The 16,234-nt window shown below is 74.9% G+C and carries 8 protein-coding genes; 4 read left to right on the forward strand and 4 right to left on the reverse strand.

The window, feature by feature from the left end:
* Positions 1-21 precede the first annotated feature (21 nt).
* Both ACIGFK_RS41780 and ACIGFK_RS41785 read left to right on the forward strand, forming a co-directional pair.
* Positions 22-8,418, forward strand: a complete 8,397-nt coding sequence (locus ACIGFK_RS41780; RefSeq protein WP_400056067.1) for a type I polyketide synthase — start codon at positions 22-24, stop codon at positions 8,416-8,418.
* A gap of 103 nt (positions 8,419-8,521) precedes the next feature.
* Positions 8,522-10,135 carry a DHA2 family efflux MFS transporter permease subunit gene (locus ACIGFK_RS41785; RefSeq protein WP_376662156.1) on the forward strand — a complete coding sequence of 538 codons (1,614 nt, stop codon included), beginning with the start codon at positions 8,522-8,524 and terminating at the stop codon, positions 10,133-10,135.
* 177 nt (positions 10,136-10,312) lie between these two features.
* Here the strand turns inward: ACIGFK_RS41785 and ACIGFK_RS41790 are convergent, their stop codons facing one another.
* Both ACIGFK_RS41790 and ACIGFK_RS41795 read right to left on the reverse strand, forming a co-directional pair.
* Entirely contained in the window at positions 10,313-11,518 is a 1,206-nt protein-coding gene (locus ACIGFK_RS41790) for a cytochrome P450 (protein WP_376662157.1), read from the reverse strand.
* Positions 11,519-11,622: 104 nt separating this feature from the next.
* Complete coding sequence (locus ACIGFK_RS41795) at positions 11,623-12,246, reverse strand: TetR/AcrR family transcriptional regulator (RefSeq protein ID WP_400056069.1); 624 nt, start codon at positions 12,244-12,246, stop codon at positions 11,623-11,625.
* 99 nt (positions 12,247-12,345) lie between these two features.
* Between ACIGFK_RS41795 and ACIGFK_RS41800 the strand changes: the two genes are divergently transcribed.
* A complete protein-coding gene (locus tag ACIGFK_RS41800; protein ID WP_376662159.1) occupies positions 12,346-13,374 on the forward strand; it encodes a ketoacyl-ACP synthase III family protein in 1,029 nt (342 codons plus the stop codon).
* Positions 13,375-13,410: 36 nt separating this feature from the next.
* On the forward strand, positions 13,411-13,650 hold the full coding sequence (locus tag ACIGFK_RS41805) for a phosphopantetheine-binding protein (RefSeq protein ID WP_376662160.1): 240 nt from the start codon (positions 13,411-13,413) through the stop codon (positions 13,648-13,650).
* A 96-nt stretch (positions 13,651-13,746) separates the two neighbouring features.
* On the opposite strand, the gene ACIGFK_RS41810 is transcribed toward ACIGFK_RS41805, so the two are convergent.
* Both ACIGFK_RS41810 and ACIGFK_RS41815 read right to left on the reverse strand, forming a co-directional pair.
* Complete coding sequence (locus ACIGFK_RS41810) at positions 13,747-15,213, reverse strand: FAD-dependent monooxygenase (RefSeq protein ID WP_376662442.1); 1,467 nt, start codon at positions 15,211-15,213, stop codon at positions 13,747-13,749.
* Between the two features lie 113 nt (positions 15,214-15,326).
* Positions 15,327-16,234, reverse strand: a 908-nt coding sequence (locus ACIGFK_RS41815) for a beta-ketoacyl reductase (protein ID WP_376662441.1), incomplete at its 5' end; no start/stop codon positions are given.

The following is a 16,234-nucleotide window of genomic DNA, read 5'->3' on the forward strand; positions in this document are numbered from 1 at the left end:
ATCGAGGCCAGTGCGCATCCGGTGCTGACCATCGGGCTTCAGGAGACCTTCGAGGCCGCCGACGCCATGACGGCGATGGCGGTGCCGTCGCTGCGCCGGGACGAGGGCGGGCTGGAGCGGTTCCTGCTCTCCCTCGGGCAGGCCTGGGCCCACGGCGTCGATGTCGACTGGGCGATCGCCCTGCCCGCTTCGGACAAGCCCGTCGACCTGCCCACCTACGCCTTCCAGCGCACCCGCTACTGGCTCGACCCCGTCAAGACCACCGGCGATGTCGCGATGGCCGGTCTCAGCGACGCCGAGCACCCGTTGCTCGGAGCGGTGACCAAGGTGGCCGGCAGTGGGTCCGCGGTGCTGTCCGGGCGGCTCTCGTTGAAGTCGCACCCGTGGCTCGCGGATCACGCCGTCTCGGGCACGGTCCTGCTGCCCGGCACCGCGTTCGTCGAGCTCTCCCTCCGGGCCGGGTACGAGACCGGCTGCGAGGTGCTCGAGGAGCTCACCCTCCAGGCCCCGCTGCTGTTCGACGCGAACGGGGCGGTGCTCCTGCAGGTCGTGGTCGAGGCCGAGGAGGACGGTCGCCGTGCGGTCGCCGTGTACTCGCGGCCCGAGGGCGAGGAGTCCGCGTGGACCGGCCACGCGTCCGGTGTCCTCTCGTCCGCTGCCGACGCCGCGCCCCGGGGCGCGGCACCCGGTGCGCCCTGGCCGCCGGCCGGGGCGACGCGGACCGACACCGCGGGTCTCTACGAGGCGCTGGCCGCGGCCGGGTACGAGTACGGGCCGGTGTTCCAGGGCGTCCGGGCCGCCTGGCGGCTCGGTGACGAGGTGTTCGCCGAGGTCGCCCTGGCCGAGGGGCAGCAGGGTGAGGTCGACGGTTTCGGGATCCACCCGGCGCTGCTCGACGCCACCCTGCACACCGGTCTGCTGACCCCGGGCGCCGAACTGCCCGCGCCCCGGCTGCCGTTCGTCTGGTCCGGGGTACGGCTCCACGCGACCGGTGCGACGAGCGTACGGGTCCGGATCAGCCCCGTCGGCGCCGACAGCATCGCCCTCGACATCACCGACGCCACCGGGCAGCCCGTCGCCTCCGTCGCCTCCCTCGCCCTGCGCGAGGTGCCGGCGGGCGGACTGGCGCAGGCCGCCGCCGAGAGCGCCGTCCCGTACGTCGTCGAATGGGCCGAGGCGGTTCTTCCCGAGGCGGAGGGCGAGGCGAGGACCGCCGTGCTCGGCGGTTCCGCTGCCGACCGTGCGCTCGCCGCGGCGCTCGGTGCCGCGGTCCACACCGATACGGCCGCGCTGCTGGCCGCCGTACGGCAGGGCTCGCCCGCGCCCGAGTCCGTGGTGTTCCCGGTCTCCGGGGCTGCCGCGGAGGACGGGGACCCGCTGCCCGAGCGGATCCGAAGGGCCGTCGGCCGGGCGCTGGCCGCGGTGCAGGAGTGGCTCGCCGAGGACGGCCTCGCCGGCACCCGGCTGGTCTTCGCCACGCGGGGTGCGGTCGCCCCGTACGACGGCGAGGACGTGCCGGACCTCGCGGGCGCCGCCGTCTGGGGGCTGCTGCGCACCGCGCAGGCCGAGGAGCCGGGCCGCTTCGCCCTCGTCGACCTGGACCCGAGCGGCGGCGACGATGCCGGCGCCCTGCTGCGCGCCCTGTCCGGCACCCTTTCCGAGCCGCAGCTGGCGCTGCGCGGCCGGGCGGTCCTCGCCCCGCGCCTGGTCCGTGCGGGCACGCCGGCTGCGGACATCTCCCTCGACCCGGCCGGGACCGTACTGGTCACCGGGGCCTCCGGGACGCTCGGCGGGCTCTTCGCCCGGCACCTGGTCACCGCGTACGGGGTGCGGCACCTGCTGCTCGCGAGTCGCCGGGGCGCCGGTGCGCCCGGTGCGGCCGAACTGGGTGCGGAGCTGCGGGAGCTGGGCGCCGAGGCCACCTTCGCCGCCTGCGACGTCGCCGACCGCGAAGCCCTCGCGGCACTGCTCGCCGGGGTCCCCGCCGCGCATCCGCTGACCGCCGTCGTCCACACGGCCGGTGCCCTCGACGACGGCACGGTCACCGCGCTCACCCCCGAGCGGCTGGATTCCGTACTGCGCCCCAAGGCCGATGCCGCCTGGCACCTGCACGAGCTGACCCGGGACGCGGACCTTTCCGCCTTCGTCCTCTTCTCCTCCGTCACCGCCACCCTCGGCAACCCGGGCCAGGGCAACTACACCGCCGCCAACGGCCTCCTCGACGGTCTCGCCACCCACCGGCACGCGCTCGGGCTCCCGGCCGCCTCGCTGGCCTGGGGCCTGTGGGGCCAGGCCTCGGGGCTGACCGGGCACCTCAGCGGCTCCGACCTGGCCCGGATGACCCGCGGCGGCATCGCCGCGCTGGGCACCGCGGAGGGGCTCGCGCTGTTCGACGCCGCGCTGGCCACCGGGCGTCCCGCGACCGTCCCCGCTCGCCTCGACCCGGCCGCGCTGCGCAAGCAGGCGGCGGCGGGCGGGCTCCCGGCGCTGCTCCGCTCCCTGGTGCGCGTGCCCGCGCGCCGGGCGGCCGCCGCCCCGGGCGGCGCGCCGGCCGGGGCCTGGGCCGAGCGGATCGCCGCGCTGCCCGAAGACGGGCGGGCCGCGGCCGTCGCCGACGTCGTACGGGCCAACGTGGCGACCGTACTGGGACACGGCTCGCCGGAATCGGTCGAGGAGCAGCGGCCGTTCAAGGACTTCGGGTTCGACTCGCTGGCCTCCGTGGAGCTGCGCAACCGGCTCGGCGCAGCCACCGGTCTGACCCTGCCCGCGACCCTCGTCTTCGACTTCCCGACGCCCCGCGCCGTCGCCGGCTACCTGCTGGAGCGGGCCGTCGGCGCGAGCGCTCCCGCGAGCACGGCCGTCACCACTCACGTGGCCGGTGACGACGAGCCGATCGCCGTCGTCGCGATGAGCTGCCGCTACCCCGGCGGCATCGAGTCCCCCGAGGACCTGTGGCGGCTGGTCGCGGACGGGATCGACGCCGTCGGCTCCTTCCCGGCCTCCCGCGGCTGGGACGAGGAGAAGCTGTACGACCCGGACCCGGACGCGGTCGGCCGTACGTACTCCACGCAGGGCGGATTCCTGCACGGCGCGGAGGACTTCGACGCCGAGTTCTTCGGCATCAGCCCCCGCGAGGCCCTGGCCACCGACCCGCAGCAGCGCCTGCTGCTGGAGACGGCGTGGGAGGCCTTCGAGCGGGCCGGGATCGACCCGGCCGACGTGCGCGGCAGCCGCACCGGCGTCTTCGCGGGCGTCATGTACAACGACTACGCCTCGAGGCTCCAGCCCGCGCCCGCCGGATACGAGGGCTACCTCGGCAACGGCAGCATGGGCAGCGTCGCCTCCGGCCGGGTCTCCTACACCTTCGGGCTCGAGGGCCCCGCCATCACCGTGGACACGGCCTGCTCCTCCTCGCTCGTGGCCCTGCACCTGGCCACCCGGGCGCTGCGGAGCGGCGAGTGCTCGATGGCCCTCGCGGGCGGTGTCACGCTCATGGCGACGCCCACCACCTACCTGGAGTTCAGCCGGCAGCGCGCTCTGTCGCCCGACGGCCGCTGCAAGGCCTTCGCCGCGCAGTCCAACGGGACGGGCTGGGCCGAGGGCGTCGGCCTGGTGCTCCTGGAGCGGCTCTCCGACGCGCAGGCCAACGGGCACGAGGTCCTCGCCGTGATCCGCGGCAGCGCCGTCAACCAGGACGGTGCGAGCAACGGCCTGACGGCCCCCAACGGCCCCGCCCAGCAGCGGGTGATCCGCCAGGCCCTGCAGGACGCCGGGCTGACCGGCGCCGACGTGGACGCCGTGGAGGCGCACGGAACCGGCACCACGCTCGGCGACCCGATCGAGGCGCAGGCGCTGCTCGCCACCTACGGCGAGCAGCACAGCCCCGAACAGCCGCTGTGGCTGGGCTCGTTCAAGTCCAACATCGGACACGCGCAGGCCGCCTCCGGCGTGGCCGGCGTGATCAAGATGATCATGGCGATGCGCAACGGGATCCTGCCCAGGACCCTGCACGTGGACGCGCCGACCCCGCACGTGGACTGGTCCGCGGGGACGGTGGAGCTGCTGACCGAGGAGCAGCCGTGGGAGCCGGCGGGCCGACCGCGCCGCGCGGCCGTGTCCTCCTTCGGCATCTCCGGCACCAACGCGCACCTGATCCTGGAGCAGGCGCCGCAGGCCCCCGCCCCCGACGCACCGGAGGACGCCGCCGCGGGGCCCGTGCCGTGGCTGCTGTCCGCCCGCACCGAGGAGGCGCTGCGCGACCAGGCCGCCCGCCTCCGCGACCACGTGGCTGCCGCGGAACCGGCGCCGGCGGACGTCGCGCTGGCGCTCGCCACCACCCGCGCCCGCTTCGAGCACCGCGCGGTGGTCGCGGGCGCCGACCGGGCCGAGCTCACCCAGGCGCTGGCCGCCCTCGCCGCGGGCACCGACTCGCCCGCCGTCGTGCGCGGCACCGTGGGCTCCGCCCCGCGGACCGCCGTGATGTTCACCGGGCAGGGCAGCCAGCGGCCCGGCATGGGACGCGACCTGTACGAGTCCTTCCCCGTCTTCGCCGAAGCCTTCGACGCGGTGTGCGCCCACCTCGACCCCGCACTCGGGCGCTCCCTGAAGGAACTCGTCTTCGCGGCCCCCGACAGCCCCGAGGCCGACCTGCTGGACCAGACGGTCTACACCCAGGCCGCGCTCTTCGCCCTGGAGACCGCGCTGTTCCGGCTCGCCGAGCACGCCGGCCTCACCCCGGCCCTGCTCATCGGCCACTCCGTCGGCGAGGTCGCCGCCGCGCACGCCGCGGGCGTCCTGAGCCTCGCCGACGCCTGCACCCTGGTCGCGGCCCGCGGCCGGCTCATGCAGGCGGCGCGGGCGGGCGGCGCGATGATCGCGATCCGGGCCGCCGAGGCCGACGTACTTCCCCACCTGGAGCGGCACGCGGGCCGCCTCAGCCTGGCCGCCGTCAACGGGCCCGACTCGGTGGTGGTCTCCGGCGACGCGGACGCAGCGCACGAGGTCGCCGAGCACTTCCGCTCCCAGGGCGTCAAGGCCCGCCAGCTCACCGTCTCGCACGCCTTCCACTCGCCGCACATGGACGGCGTCCTCGCCGAGTTCGAGGCCGTCACCGCGACCCTGGACCTCCGGGAGCCGGCGATCCCCGTCGTCTCCAACATCACCGGACGCGTCGCCGCCCCCGGCGAACTGACCGACCCCGGCTACTGGGCCCGGCACATCCGGGCCGCCGTCCGCTTCCACGACGGCGTGCGCACCCTCCACGAGCAGGGCGTCACCACCTACGTGGAGCTCGGCCCGGACCCCGTCCTGACGGCCATGGTCCGCGGAGCCCTGCAGGACGTCGCCGCGGCACCGGCCCTGCGCGCCGGACAGCCCGAGGGACGGGTCTTCCTGACCGCGCTCGGTACGGCCTGGACGCGGGGCACCGACGTGGACTGGACGCCGCTGCTCCCCGCCGCGCGCTCCGTGGACCTCCCGACGTACGCCTTCCAGCGGACCCGCTACTGGCTGGACACCCCCGCCCCGGCCCAGGACGCGGCCACCGCCGGCCAGGAGCACGTCGGCCACCCGCTGCTGGGCGCGGCCGTCGAACTCGCCGACGGCCAGGGCGCGGTGCTCACCGGCCGGATCGCGCTCGCCGACCACCCGTGGCTCGGCGACCACGTCGTGGCGGGCTCGGTCCTGCTGCCCGGCGCCGCCTTCGCCGACATCGCCGTACGGGCCGGGGACCAGGTGGGCTGCGACACCGTCGAGGAACTCAGCCTGGAGGCCCCGCTGGTGCTCCCGGAGCGCGCCGCACTGCGGATGCAGGTCCGGGTCACCGACACCGGGGACGGCAGCGGCCGGTACGCCTTCGCCGTCCACACCGGCACCGACGGCGGGACGTGGACCCGGCACGCCACCGGCATCCTCGCGGCCGGCCCGGCAGCGGCTCCGCCCGCCGCACCCTGGGCCGGGGCCTGGCCCCCGGCCGATGCGGAACCCGTGGACGTCGACGCGCTCGCCGACCGGCTCGTGGACGCCGGGCTCGGCTACGGCCCCGCCTTCCAGGGCCTGGCCGCCGCCTGGCGCCAGGGCGACGTGCACTACCTCGACGTGCGGCTGCCCGAAGGAACCGGCACCGAGGAGGAGGGCTTCGGCCTGCACCCCGCCCTGCTCGACTCCGCCCTGCGCACCCTCGCGCTCGGCGGCACGGGCGAGGACGACGGCGCCGACCGGATCCACGTCCCCTTCCAGTGGAGCGGGGTCCGCCTGCACGCCACCGGAGCGGGCGCGCTCCGCGTCCGCGTCGCCCCCACCGGCGCCGGGGGCACCTACCGCCTCGACCTCGCCGACCCCGCGGGCCGGGCGGTCGCCACGGTCGACGCCCTCGCCGTACGACAGCTCCCCGAAGGCGCCCTGGCCGCGGCCGCGCAGGGGACCCAGGGGGCGGAAGGCGGCCTGCTGCGCCTCGACTGGGTGCCGCTGGCGGTCCCCCAGGACGGCGCGGACGACACTGCCGCCGCCGCGGACTGGGCGCTGCTCGGGCCCGCGCTCGCGGTGACCGCCGTACCGGCGGGCGCCGCACGGTACTGCGGACTCGCCGCGCTGACCGAGGCCGCCCGGTCGGGGGCACCCGTGCCCCGCTTCGCCGTCGCCGACGCCGTCGCGCTGGCCGTCGTACCGCCCGAGGCGCTCGTCGAGGACCCGTCCGCGCTGGCCGCGACCCCGCCGGAGCAGGCCCGCGAGGCCATCGGCGGACTGCTGCGGCTCCTCCAGGGCTGGCTGGCCGAGGAGGCGCTCGCCGACAGCCGCCTCGTGCTGCTCACCGAGGGCGCCGCACCCGTCGACGGCTCCGGCGCACCCGACCCGGTGGCCGCCGCCGTCCTCGGCCTGCTGCGCTCCGCCCAGGCCGAACACCCCGGACGCATCGTCGTCCTGGACCTCGACGAGGACCCGGCCTCCGCGGCCGCCGTCCCCGCCGCGGCCCGGTACGCCGTGGAGCAGGGCGAGCCCCAGCTGGCGCTGCGCGCGGGAACCGCCCACGCCCCGCGCCTGACCCCGGCCCGGCCGGACGAGGAGCAGGGCCCGGCCTTCCGGGACGGCGGGACGGTGCTGCTCACCGGCGCCGGCGGGTTCCTGGGCGGCCTGGTCGCCCGGCACCTGGTCACCGCGTACGGGGTGCGGCACCTGCTGCTCGCGAGCCGCCGGGGCGCCGGTGCGCCCGGTGCGGCCGAACTGGGTGCGGAGCTTCGGGAGCTGGGCGCCGAGGCCACCTTCGCCGCCTGCGACGTCGCCGACCGCGAAGCCCTCGCGGCGCTGCTGGCCGGGGTCCCCGCCGCGCATCCGCTGACCTCGGTCGTGCACACCGCGGGCGTGCTGGACGACGGGGTGCTGACCGGGCTGACCCCGGAGCGGTTCGACACCGTGCTGCGGCCCAAGGCCGACGCCGTGTGGAACCTGCACGAGCTGACCCGGGACGCGGGCCTCGACTCGTTCGTCGTCTTCTCCTCGATCGCCGCCTCGCTCGGCACCGCGGGGCAGGCCAACTACGCGGCCGCCAACGCCTTCCTGGACGCCTTCGCCCACGAGCGCCACGCGGCCGGGCTGCCCGCCCTGTCCCTGGCCTGGGGCCTGTGGGGCGGCGACGGGGCCGGCATGGCCGAGGAGCTCGGCGCCGCCGACCGCGCGCGCCTCGCCCGCAGCGGCCTCGCCCCGATGGCCGCCGAGCAGGGCCTGGCCCTGCTGGACGCGGCCCTGGCCGCCCGCTCGCAGCCGGCGCTGGTCCCGGTCCGGCTGGATCCCGCCGCCCTGCGGGCCCAGGCCGGGGCGGGCACGCTGCCCGCGCCGCTGCGCGGCCTCGTCCGCACCCCCGCCCGGCGCGGCGCCGCCGCGGCCGGGACCGGCGGCACGGCCGAGGCGCCCGCGCTGGCGGACCGGCTGGCCGCACTCGGCGCCGAGGAGCGCACCGCCCTCGTACTGGACCTCGTACGCGGCGAGGTCGCCGGCGTGCTGGGCCACACGGACCACCGGCGGGTCGACCCCGGCCGCAGCCTGCAGGAGCTCGGCTTCGACTCGCTGACCTCGGTCGAACTGCGCGACCGGCTGACCGCGGCCACCGGGCTGCGCCTGTCGGCCACCCTCGTCTTCGACCACCCGACGGCCGAGGCCCTCACCGGCGAACTGCTGGGCCGGCTCGTGCCGGAGGCCCCCGGAACGGGCGGCCTCGACCGGGAACTCGACCGGCTGGAGGCGGCGCTCGCCGCAGCCGAGGCCGGGACGGAGGACCACGACCGGGCGGGGAGCCGGCTGCGCGAAATGCTGCGCAGGTGGCAGGCCGCCGCCGACAGCGCCGCCGGGCCGTCCGATGACGACGGGCTGGCGGACATCTCCGACGACGAACTGTTCTCCGCGCTGGACGAGGAGCTCGGTTTGTGACCGGTGGGCCCCAACAGGCCCTGATTCATGGGTCATTGACAATTTCGGGTCAGTGTCCCAGATTTTATGGCGAGCCACTTCGGTGGAAGGACGAGGAGTATCCGTGAGCAAGTTGCGCGGGAACCCGTGGGCGGTCTTGGCGACGCTCGGTCTCGGGTTTTTCATGACGCTGCTGGACCTGACGATCGTGAACATCGCGATCCCCGACATGATGGAGAGACTCGGCTCCTCCCTCGACGAGGCCCTGTGGGTGGTCAGTGCCTACGCGCTCGTCCTCGCCGTCACCCTGATCACCTTCGGCCGCCTCGGTGACCTGCGCGGCCCGCGCACCCTCTTCGCCGCGGGCGTCGTGCTGTTCACCCTGGCCAGCATCGCCTGCGGCCTCGCCGCCGGCCCCGGCATGCTCATCGCCACCCGGGCGGTGCAGGGCCTGGGCGCGGCCATGATGGTGCCGCAGACGATGGTGATGATCGTCGCCGTGTTCCCGGCGGACCGGCGCGGCGCGGCCATGGGCGTATGGGGTTCCATCGCCGGTGTCGCCACCATCTCCGGCCCGACGCTCGGCGGCCTGATCGTCAGCACCGTCGGCTGGCGCTGGATCTTCTTCATCAACGTGCCCGTCGGCATCGCCGTGCTCGCGCTGACCTTCACGCTCGTGCCCGACATCCGCCCGGCCCGCGCCCACAAGTTCGACGTCGTGGGCGTCCTCATCGCCACCGCCGCACTGTTCTGCCTGAGCTTCGGCCTCCAGGAGGGCGAGCGCTACGACTGGAACGCGGGCATCGTGGCGCTGATCGCCGGCGGCGTGGCCCTGCTCGGCGTGTTCGTGCTCTACCAGCGCCGCAAGCAGGAGGACGAGCCGCTCGTCCCCTTCGCGCTCTTCCGCGACCGGAACTTCACCGTGATGACCGTGATCGTCGCGCTCATCTCGATGGCCCTGCTCGGCCTGGTCCTGCCGATGAACATCTACCTGCAGTCGGTGCTCGGCATGTCCGCCATGCAGGCGGGTCTGACCCTCGCGCCCTCGCCGCTGCTGTCGATGATCACCGCCCCGTTCGCGGGCCGGATGTCCGACAAGATCGGCGGCAAGTACGTGCTGCTGTTCGGCCTCGCCGTCTACGGCATCGGCATCTCGCTGGTGCTCGCCCTCGCCGCGGTCGACAGCCGCTGGTACACCTTCACGCTGCCGATGGCCGTCGTGGGCCTGGGCACGGGCTGCCTGCTCGCGCCGATGGCCACCGAGGCGATGCGCAACGTACCGCCGCAGCTGGCCGGCGCCGCCTCCGGCGTCAACAACACCATCCGGCAGATCGGTTCGGTCCTCGGCGCGTCCGTCGTCGGCGCCGTGCTGCAGAGCCGGCTCGCCACCACCCTGCACGAGGAGGCCGCCACCCGCTCCGGAGACCTGCCCGCCCAGAGCCGCGACGGCTTCGTCGCCGCCTTCTCCCACGGCGCGAGCCCCGACGCCGGCATCCTCAAGGAGCTCGCCGCGGGTCTGCCCGGGCAGACCGCCCGGCAGCTCGCCGACGCGGCCCAGGCGGTCTACTCCCACGGGTTCGTCACCACCATGCACAGCACGCTGATCCTGCCGCTCGGCGCGGTCGCCGGCTCCCTGCTGCTCTGCCTGGCCGCCAAGAACCACCTGGCGGTCAAGAAGGCCGCCGAGGCCGCCGCCGCGAGCGCGCCGGCGGCGGCGCAGGCCTCACCGGCCCGCTGAACCGCTCGACCTGCTCCACCCGCACCGACTTCCGGCCCCCGTGTCATCCCCCGTCGCGGGGGCCGGAGCACGTCCAGGACGCCTCAGGTGCACGTCCGGACACGAAGGAGCGGCACACCCCCTCGGGGGCGCGCCGCTCCTTCGTCGTCTGCGCGTACGGGCGTACGGGCGTACGGGCTACCAGGTGACCGGCAGCGAGGCCAGGCCGCCCGTCAGGGTGTCGTCGCGGAACTGCAGCTCCGCCGGGTCCACCGCCAGCTGCAGGTCCGGGAAGCGGACGAACAGCGTGGAGAACAGCGCCTGGAGCTCCAGGCGGGCCAGACCCGACCCGAGGCAGAAGCGCGGACCGTGGCCGAAGGCCAGGTGCTGGGTGCTGTCCCGGGTGATGTCGAAGACGTTCGGGTCCGAGAAGATGTCGGGGTCGCGGTTGGTGGCCGTGAAGGCCAGCATCACCAGGTCACCCTTGGCGATCTTGGTGCCGGCGATCTCGATGTCGTCGTGCGTGTAGCGGGGCAGCACGTCCTGCGTGGACGGCGCCGCCATCCGCAGGATCTCCTCGACCGCGCCCTGCACCAGACCCTGCGGGTCGGCCTGGAGCTTCTTGCGCTCCTCGGGGTGGGTGAGCAGCAGCAGCGTGCCCAGGTCCAGCCGGGTCACCGTGGTCTCGTGCCCGGCGAACAGCAGACCGGCGGCCATCCGCGCGATCTCGTTGTCCTCCAGGCCCTCCTTCTCCTGCACGGCGACCAGGTCCGAGAACACGTCCTCGCCCGGGGTCCTCCGCTTCACCTCGATGAGGCTGTGCATGTAGTTGTGCAGCTCGGCCCAGGAGGCCTTCGCCGCCTCCACGTCCGTCAGGCTGGTGGCGCCCGCCGACATCCGGCGGAACTCCTCGCGGTCCTCGCCCGGCACGCCCAGCAGCTGGCAGATGACCAGCACGGGCAGCGGGAAGGACAGCGCCTCGTGGAAGTCGCCGGGCTTCGGGCCCTTCTCCAGGTCGTCCAGCAGCTGGTCGATCAGCTGCTGCACGCCGCCCTGGAGCTTCTGCACCCGGCGCGCCGAGAACGCGGGCGCCAGCAGCCGGCGCAGCTTCGTGCGCGTGGGCACCTCGTCCTCGGGCTTGCCGAGCGGGCCCGTCAGCACGGCAGCGTTGGCGACGCGCGAGGCGGTCTCCGGCGCGTGGTGCGAACGACCCAGCCGGGAGTCGTTGAGGAGCTGCTTGACCTCGCCGTAGCGGGTGACGAGCCAGGCCTCGTCACCGGCCGACGTCGTCACGCGGACCACCGGGGAGTCGGTGCGCAGCGAGCGGAACTTCGGGGCGATGCCGTTGACATCGTCGGGATCACGGTCGAAGGGAAGGCGCGGCAGTTCCTGGACTTGGGTCACGATCGTGCTCCTCGGTGTGTGGCGTTACGCCCGTCGTCGCCGAAGGCTAGGAGCAGCGTCTAAAGCAGCCTTAAACCGTCAAGTGGAGCCGTCCGGCGGGCCGTTCAGCGCGGTGCCCGCCCCACCGCCGGAGCCAGCAGTTCCAAGGTCCGGTCGAAGAGAGCGGCCAGATCCGGCTCGCCGTCCTGGTCCACCCAGAACCGCAGGGTTTCGGCCACCGCCCCGCCGATCGCCGCCGCCAGCACCCGGGTCTCGTAGCCGTCCGCCCCCTCGGGCCCCGCCAGCATCCGCGCCAGCTCCCGCAGACCCTCCTGGGTGCGCTGCGCGTTCAGCGCCCGCAGCTCCGGCACCTGGTTGATCATCCGCAGCCGGGCCAGCAGCTCGGCCCGGTCCTCGTCGAAGGCCCCGCTCGCCCGTACTCCGTCCAGCATCACCCGCAGCCCGGCCAGCAGCGAACCGCCCTCCGGCAGGCCGCCGCCCGCGAAGTGCAGCGGGGCGGCCGGGCCCTCGGCGGCCGGGCTCCCGGCCGGGCCGCGCTCGTGCACCCCGGACAGGATCACGTCCTCCTTGGAGGAGTAGTAGCGGTAGAACGTCGTGGTCGACACCTCCGCCGCGGCGGCGATCTCCTCGACCGTCGTCTCCCGGTACCCGCGCTCCTCGAACAGGCGCAGCGTCTCCCGCTGGATCGCCTGCCTGACCTTGAGTTTCTTCATCTCCCGCAGCCCCACGCCCACATCATGCTGCAAGCGCCACCAAAGAGCCGCACAAGCATCCCCTGGGAAGGTGCCCCGTACCCTCATCGGCTCTTCTGAAAGCGGGCGCACAGCATGAAAGTGGACAACGTGTACCTCGCGGGGATCGGCAGTTGGATACCCGACCGGGTCGGCGTCGACGAGGCCATCGCGGACGGCCGGTACGACGAGACCCTGCGCGCGTCCAGCGGCATGATCTCCGTCGCGGTCGCCGGGGACGTGCCCGCCCCCGACATGGCGATCGCCGCCGCCCGCGACGCACTCAAGCGCTCCGGCCACGAACCCGACGAGATCGCCGCGCTCATCCACACCCCGGTCTTCCACCAGGGCCCCGACATCTGGTCCGCGCCCCACTACATCCTGCACAACACCGTGGACCGGCCCGTGCCCGCCATGGAGCTCCGCCAGGGCTGCCTCGGCATGATCACCTCGCTGCGGTTCGCCGCCAACATGCTGACCGCCGACCCGGCCGCCGGACCCGCCGTCCTCGTCACCGCCGGCGACAACTTCTCCACGCCCGGCCTGGACCGCTGGCGCGTCAGCTCCAACTACGTCCTCGGCGACGCCGGATCCGCCGTCGTCCTCTCCCGCCGCGAGGGCTTCGCCAAGCTGCTGTCCGTCGCCTCCGTCTCCATCCCCGAGGCCGAGGTCCTGCACCGCGGCGGCGACCCGCTCTTCCCGCCGGGCATCACCCTGGGCCACCCCCTCGACCTGGAGGCCCGCACCGACCACATCCGCGCCCAGTGGGCCCAGGGCGTGGCCCCGCCCGTCTTCCACCTCGGCGACATCGTGAACGAGACCGTCGCGGCCGCCCTCGCCGACGCCGGCCGCACCCTCGACGACATCACGCGCGTCGCGCACAGCGCCGTCGCCTTCGACCAGATCAAGAACGGCTTCCTCGACCCGCTGGGCATCGAGGAATCCCGCGGCACGTGGGAGTTCAACCGCCGCGTCGGCCACTCCGGCGGCACCGACCAGATCATCGGCCTCGAACACCTCCTGGCCTCCGGCGCACTGCGCCCCGGCGACCACGTCCTGCTGCTCGCCGCGGCCGTCGGCATGGAGGTCGGCTGCGCCGTGCTGGAGATCACCGACATTCCGTAGGCCCGCACCCGACCCGAGAGAAGAGAGCCCGCACACATGAGCCGGACCACCGCCACCGCGGCGCCCACCGCCGACGAGATCCGCGAAGCCGTCGCCGAACTCATCGGCTTCCACGCCCGCGACATCGCCGACGACGCCAACCTCATCGCCCTCGGCCTCAAGTCGCTGCACATCATGCAGCTCATCAACGGCTGGCGGCGCGCCGGCCTGACCGCCTCCTTCAAGGACCTCGCGGGCGAGCCCACCGTGGCCGCCTGGGTACGACAGCTCTCCTGACCGCCGGCGAGCACGGGACACGGCGAAGGGCCGGGGCGACCGCCCCGGCCCTTCGCCGTGTCCCGTCGTACTGCCGGTCCCGCCGGTCCCGCCGGTTCAGCCGCGCGCGGTCCCGAACCACTGCTCCAGCACCGGACGGAGCGAGGCGTCGCCCGGCTCCCCGGCCCACGCCACGTGCCCGTCCGGCCGCACCAGCACCGCGGACGCGCCGATCTCCGCGACCGGCTCCGCCACCACCCGCTCGACGCGGTCCGCCCACGCCGCCACCGGGTCCGCGCCGCCCCCGCCGCCCGTCAGGTCCAGGAACACCCCGCGGCCGGCGTGCAGCATCGAGGCCACACTGCTCGACCCGGACGGCGTCGCCAGCGCCACGTGCGGCAGCCGGCGCCCCACCGGCGCCGCCGCGCCCTCCGGCGCGTAGCTCACGTCCAGGCCCGTGGACAGCTCCAGCAGGTAGCGGTTGGCGTCCGGGAACTTCAGCAGCTCCGTCACCAGCGCCCGCACCGGAGCCACCTTCTCCACCGGGTGGATCAGCGCCAGCTGGGTGTCGGTCGCCCCGGCCGCGCGCAGGCCCTGCGGGCGCCGCTCCGCCGTGTACGTGTCGAGCAGATCGGCCGGCGCCCAGCCCAGCACGTCCGCCGCGAGCTTCCAGCCCAGGTTGACCGCGTCCTGCAGGACCAGGTTCATCCGCAGCCCGGCCAGCGGGTAGAAGGTGTGCGCCGCGTCACCCACCAGGAACACCCGCTCGTCCTGGTACGTCTCCGCGACCCGCGACGGGCCCCCGTACCGGCGGATCCAGCGCACCGGGACATCGGGGAACGGGGTCTCGTTGAGCCGCTCCACGCTCCCGCGCAGCTCGGCCGCGCTCGGCTCCAGCGACGGGCCCGGCAGGGCCGTGTCGAACTCGGCGGTGATCACCCGGGTGACCCCCGGCGACACCGGCACCGACGAGTACAGCCCGCCCACCGGGCAGAACCGCGCACCCCGGTGGATCTCCGGCAGGTCCTGGATGTCGATCTCCACGTCCGCGACCAGGCCGCAACTGGCCGGGCCCGTGCCCGGGAAGGAGATCCCGGCCAGCTCGCGGACCAGGCTGTTCTCGCCGTCCGCGCCCACCAGATAGCTGCCGCGCAGCTCGTACGTCCGCTCCCCGTCGCGGACCGTGACGCTCACCCCGGACTCGTCCTGGGACCAGCCCGCCAGCGCGTGCCCGTACCGGACGTCCGCACCGCGCTTGAGCGCCTGCCGCTCCAGCTCCGCCTCCAGGTACTCCTGCGCGAGCAGCAGCGCCGGCTGGTGGCGCCCTTCGAGCGGGGCCATGTCGAGCCAGAGCAGGGAGAAGTGGGTGCCCTGGACGGGGGTGGTGTGCTCGCGCAGACCCTCCAGGAGGCCGCGCTGGTCCAGCAGCTCGACGGCGGTGGTGTTGACGGCCTGGCCCACCGACCGGCCGCTGCGGGAGTCGAGCTGCTCCAGCACGATGCTGTCGACGCCCCACAGACCGAGCTCGTGGGCGAGCATCAGCCCTGCGGGCCCGCCGCCCGCGATGATGACGGGATCGGACATGTCCTGTTGCCTCCGGTGTCTGGTGTCGTGCGCGGTGCTGGTGCTGGTGCTGGTGCTGGTGCTGGTGCCTGTGCCGGTGCGTGGTGCTCGTACGCGGCGCGGGGCCGGCTGGCTCAGGCGATGCCGAGCTCGTTGTCGATGAGGTCGAAGATCTCGTCGTCCGTCGCGGCGGAGATCCGCTCGGCGGAGTCCTCGTCCGCGCCCGCGGACCCCGGCCCGCCGTGCTCCTCCAGCCGCAGTAGCAGGTCCTGGAGCCGGACGGTGAGCCGGCCCACCGCGGCCGGGGACGTCTCGGCGGAGCCCAGCACGTCCTGGAGCGCGTCCAGTTCGGCGGTGATCCCCGCGAACACGTCCCGCTCCGCCGGAGCGAGCAGCTCGTCCAGGTGCGCGGTCAGCGCACCGGGGGTCGGGTGGTCGAAGATCAGCGTCGGGGAGAGCCGCTGTCCGGTCGCCGCGCCGAGCCGGTTGCGCAGCTCGACGGCGGACAGCGAGTCGAAGCCGAGCGTCTGGAACAGCCGGTCCGCGCCGATGCTGTCCGCCGACGAGTGGCCCAGCACCGCCGCGACGTGCTCGCCGACCAGCTCCGCCAGCCGCTTGCGCCGCTCCTCGGCCGACAGCGGGGCCAGCCGCTCGGCCAGCGACGCGCCGCCGCCCGCACCGGCCGCCGGACCGCTCGCCGCACGCGCCACCGGGCGCGGACGCGCCTGCCGTACGAGGGAGCCGAACAGCGGGTCCAGCAGCCCCGCCCGGGCCCGCTCGGCGAGCGCCGCCGGGTTGAGCCCCATGGCCACGGCGACGGGCTGGCGCAGCCCGAGCGCCGCATCGAAGCGGGCCAGGCCCTCGGCGGAGCTCAGCGCGACCACACCCGTGCGGGCCAGCCGGCCCAGCGCCGTCTCGTCCAGGTGCCCCGTCATCGTGCTCGCCTCGCCCCAGAGTCCCCAGGCGAGGGAGGTGGCGGGGAGGCCTTGGGTGTGGCGGTGGTGGGCGAGGGCGTCGAGGTAGGTGTTGGCGGCGGCGTAGT

Source organism: Streptomyces sp. NPDC085524, from assembly GCF_044541755.1.
GTDB lineage: Bacteria > Actinomycetota > Actinomycetes > Streptomycetales > Streptomycetaceae > Streptomyces.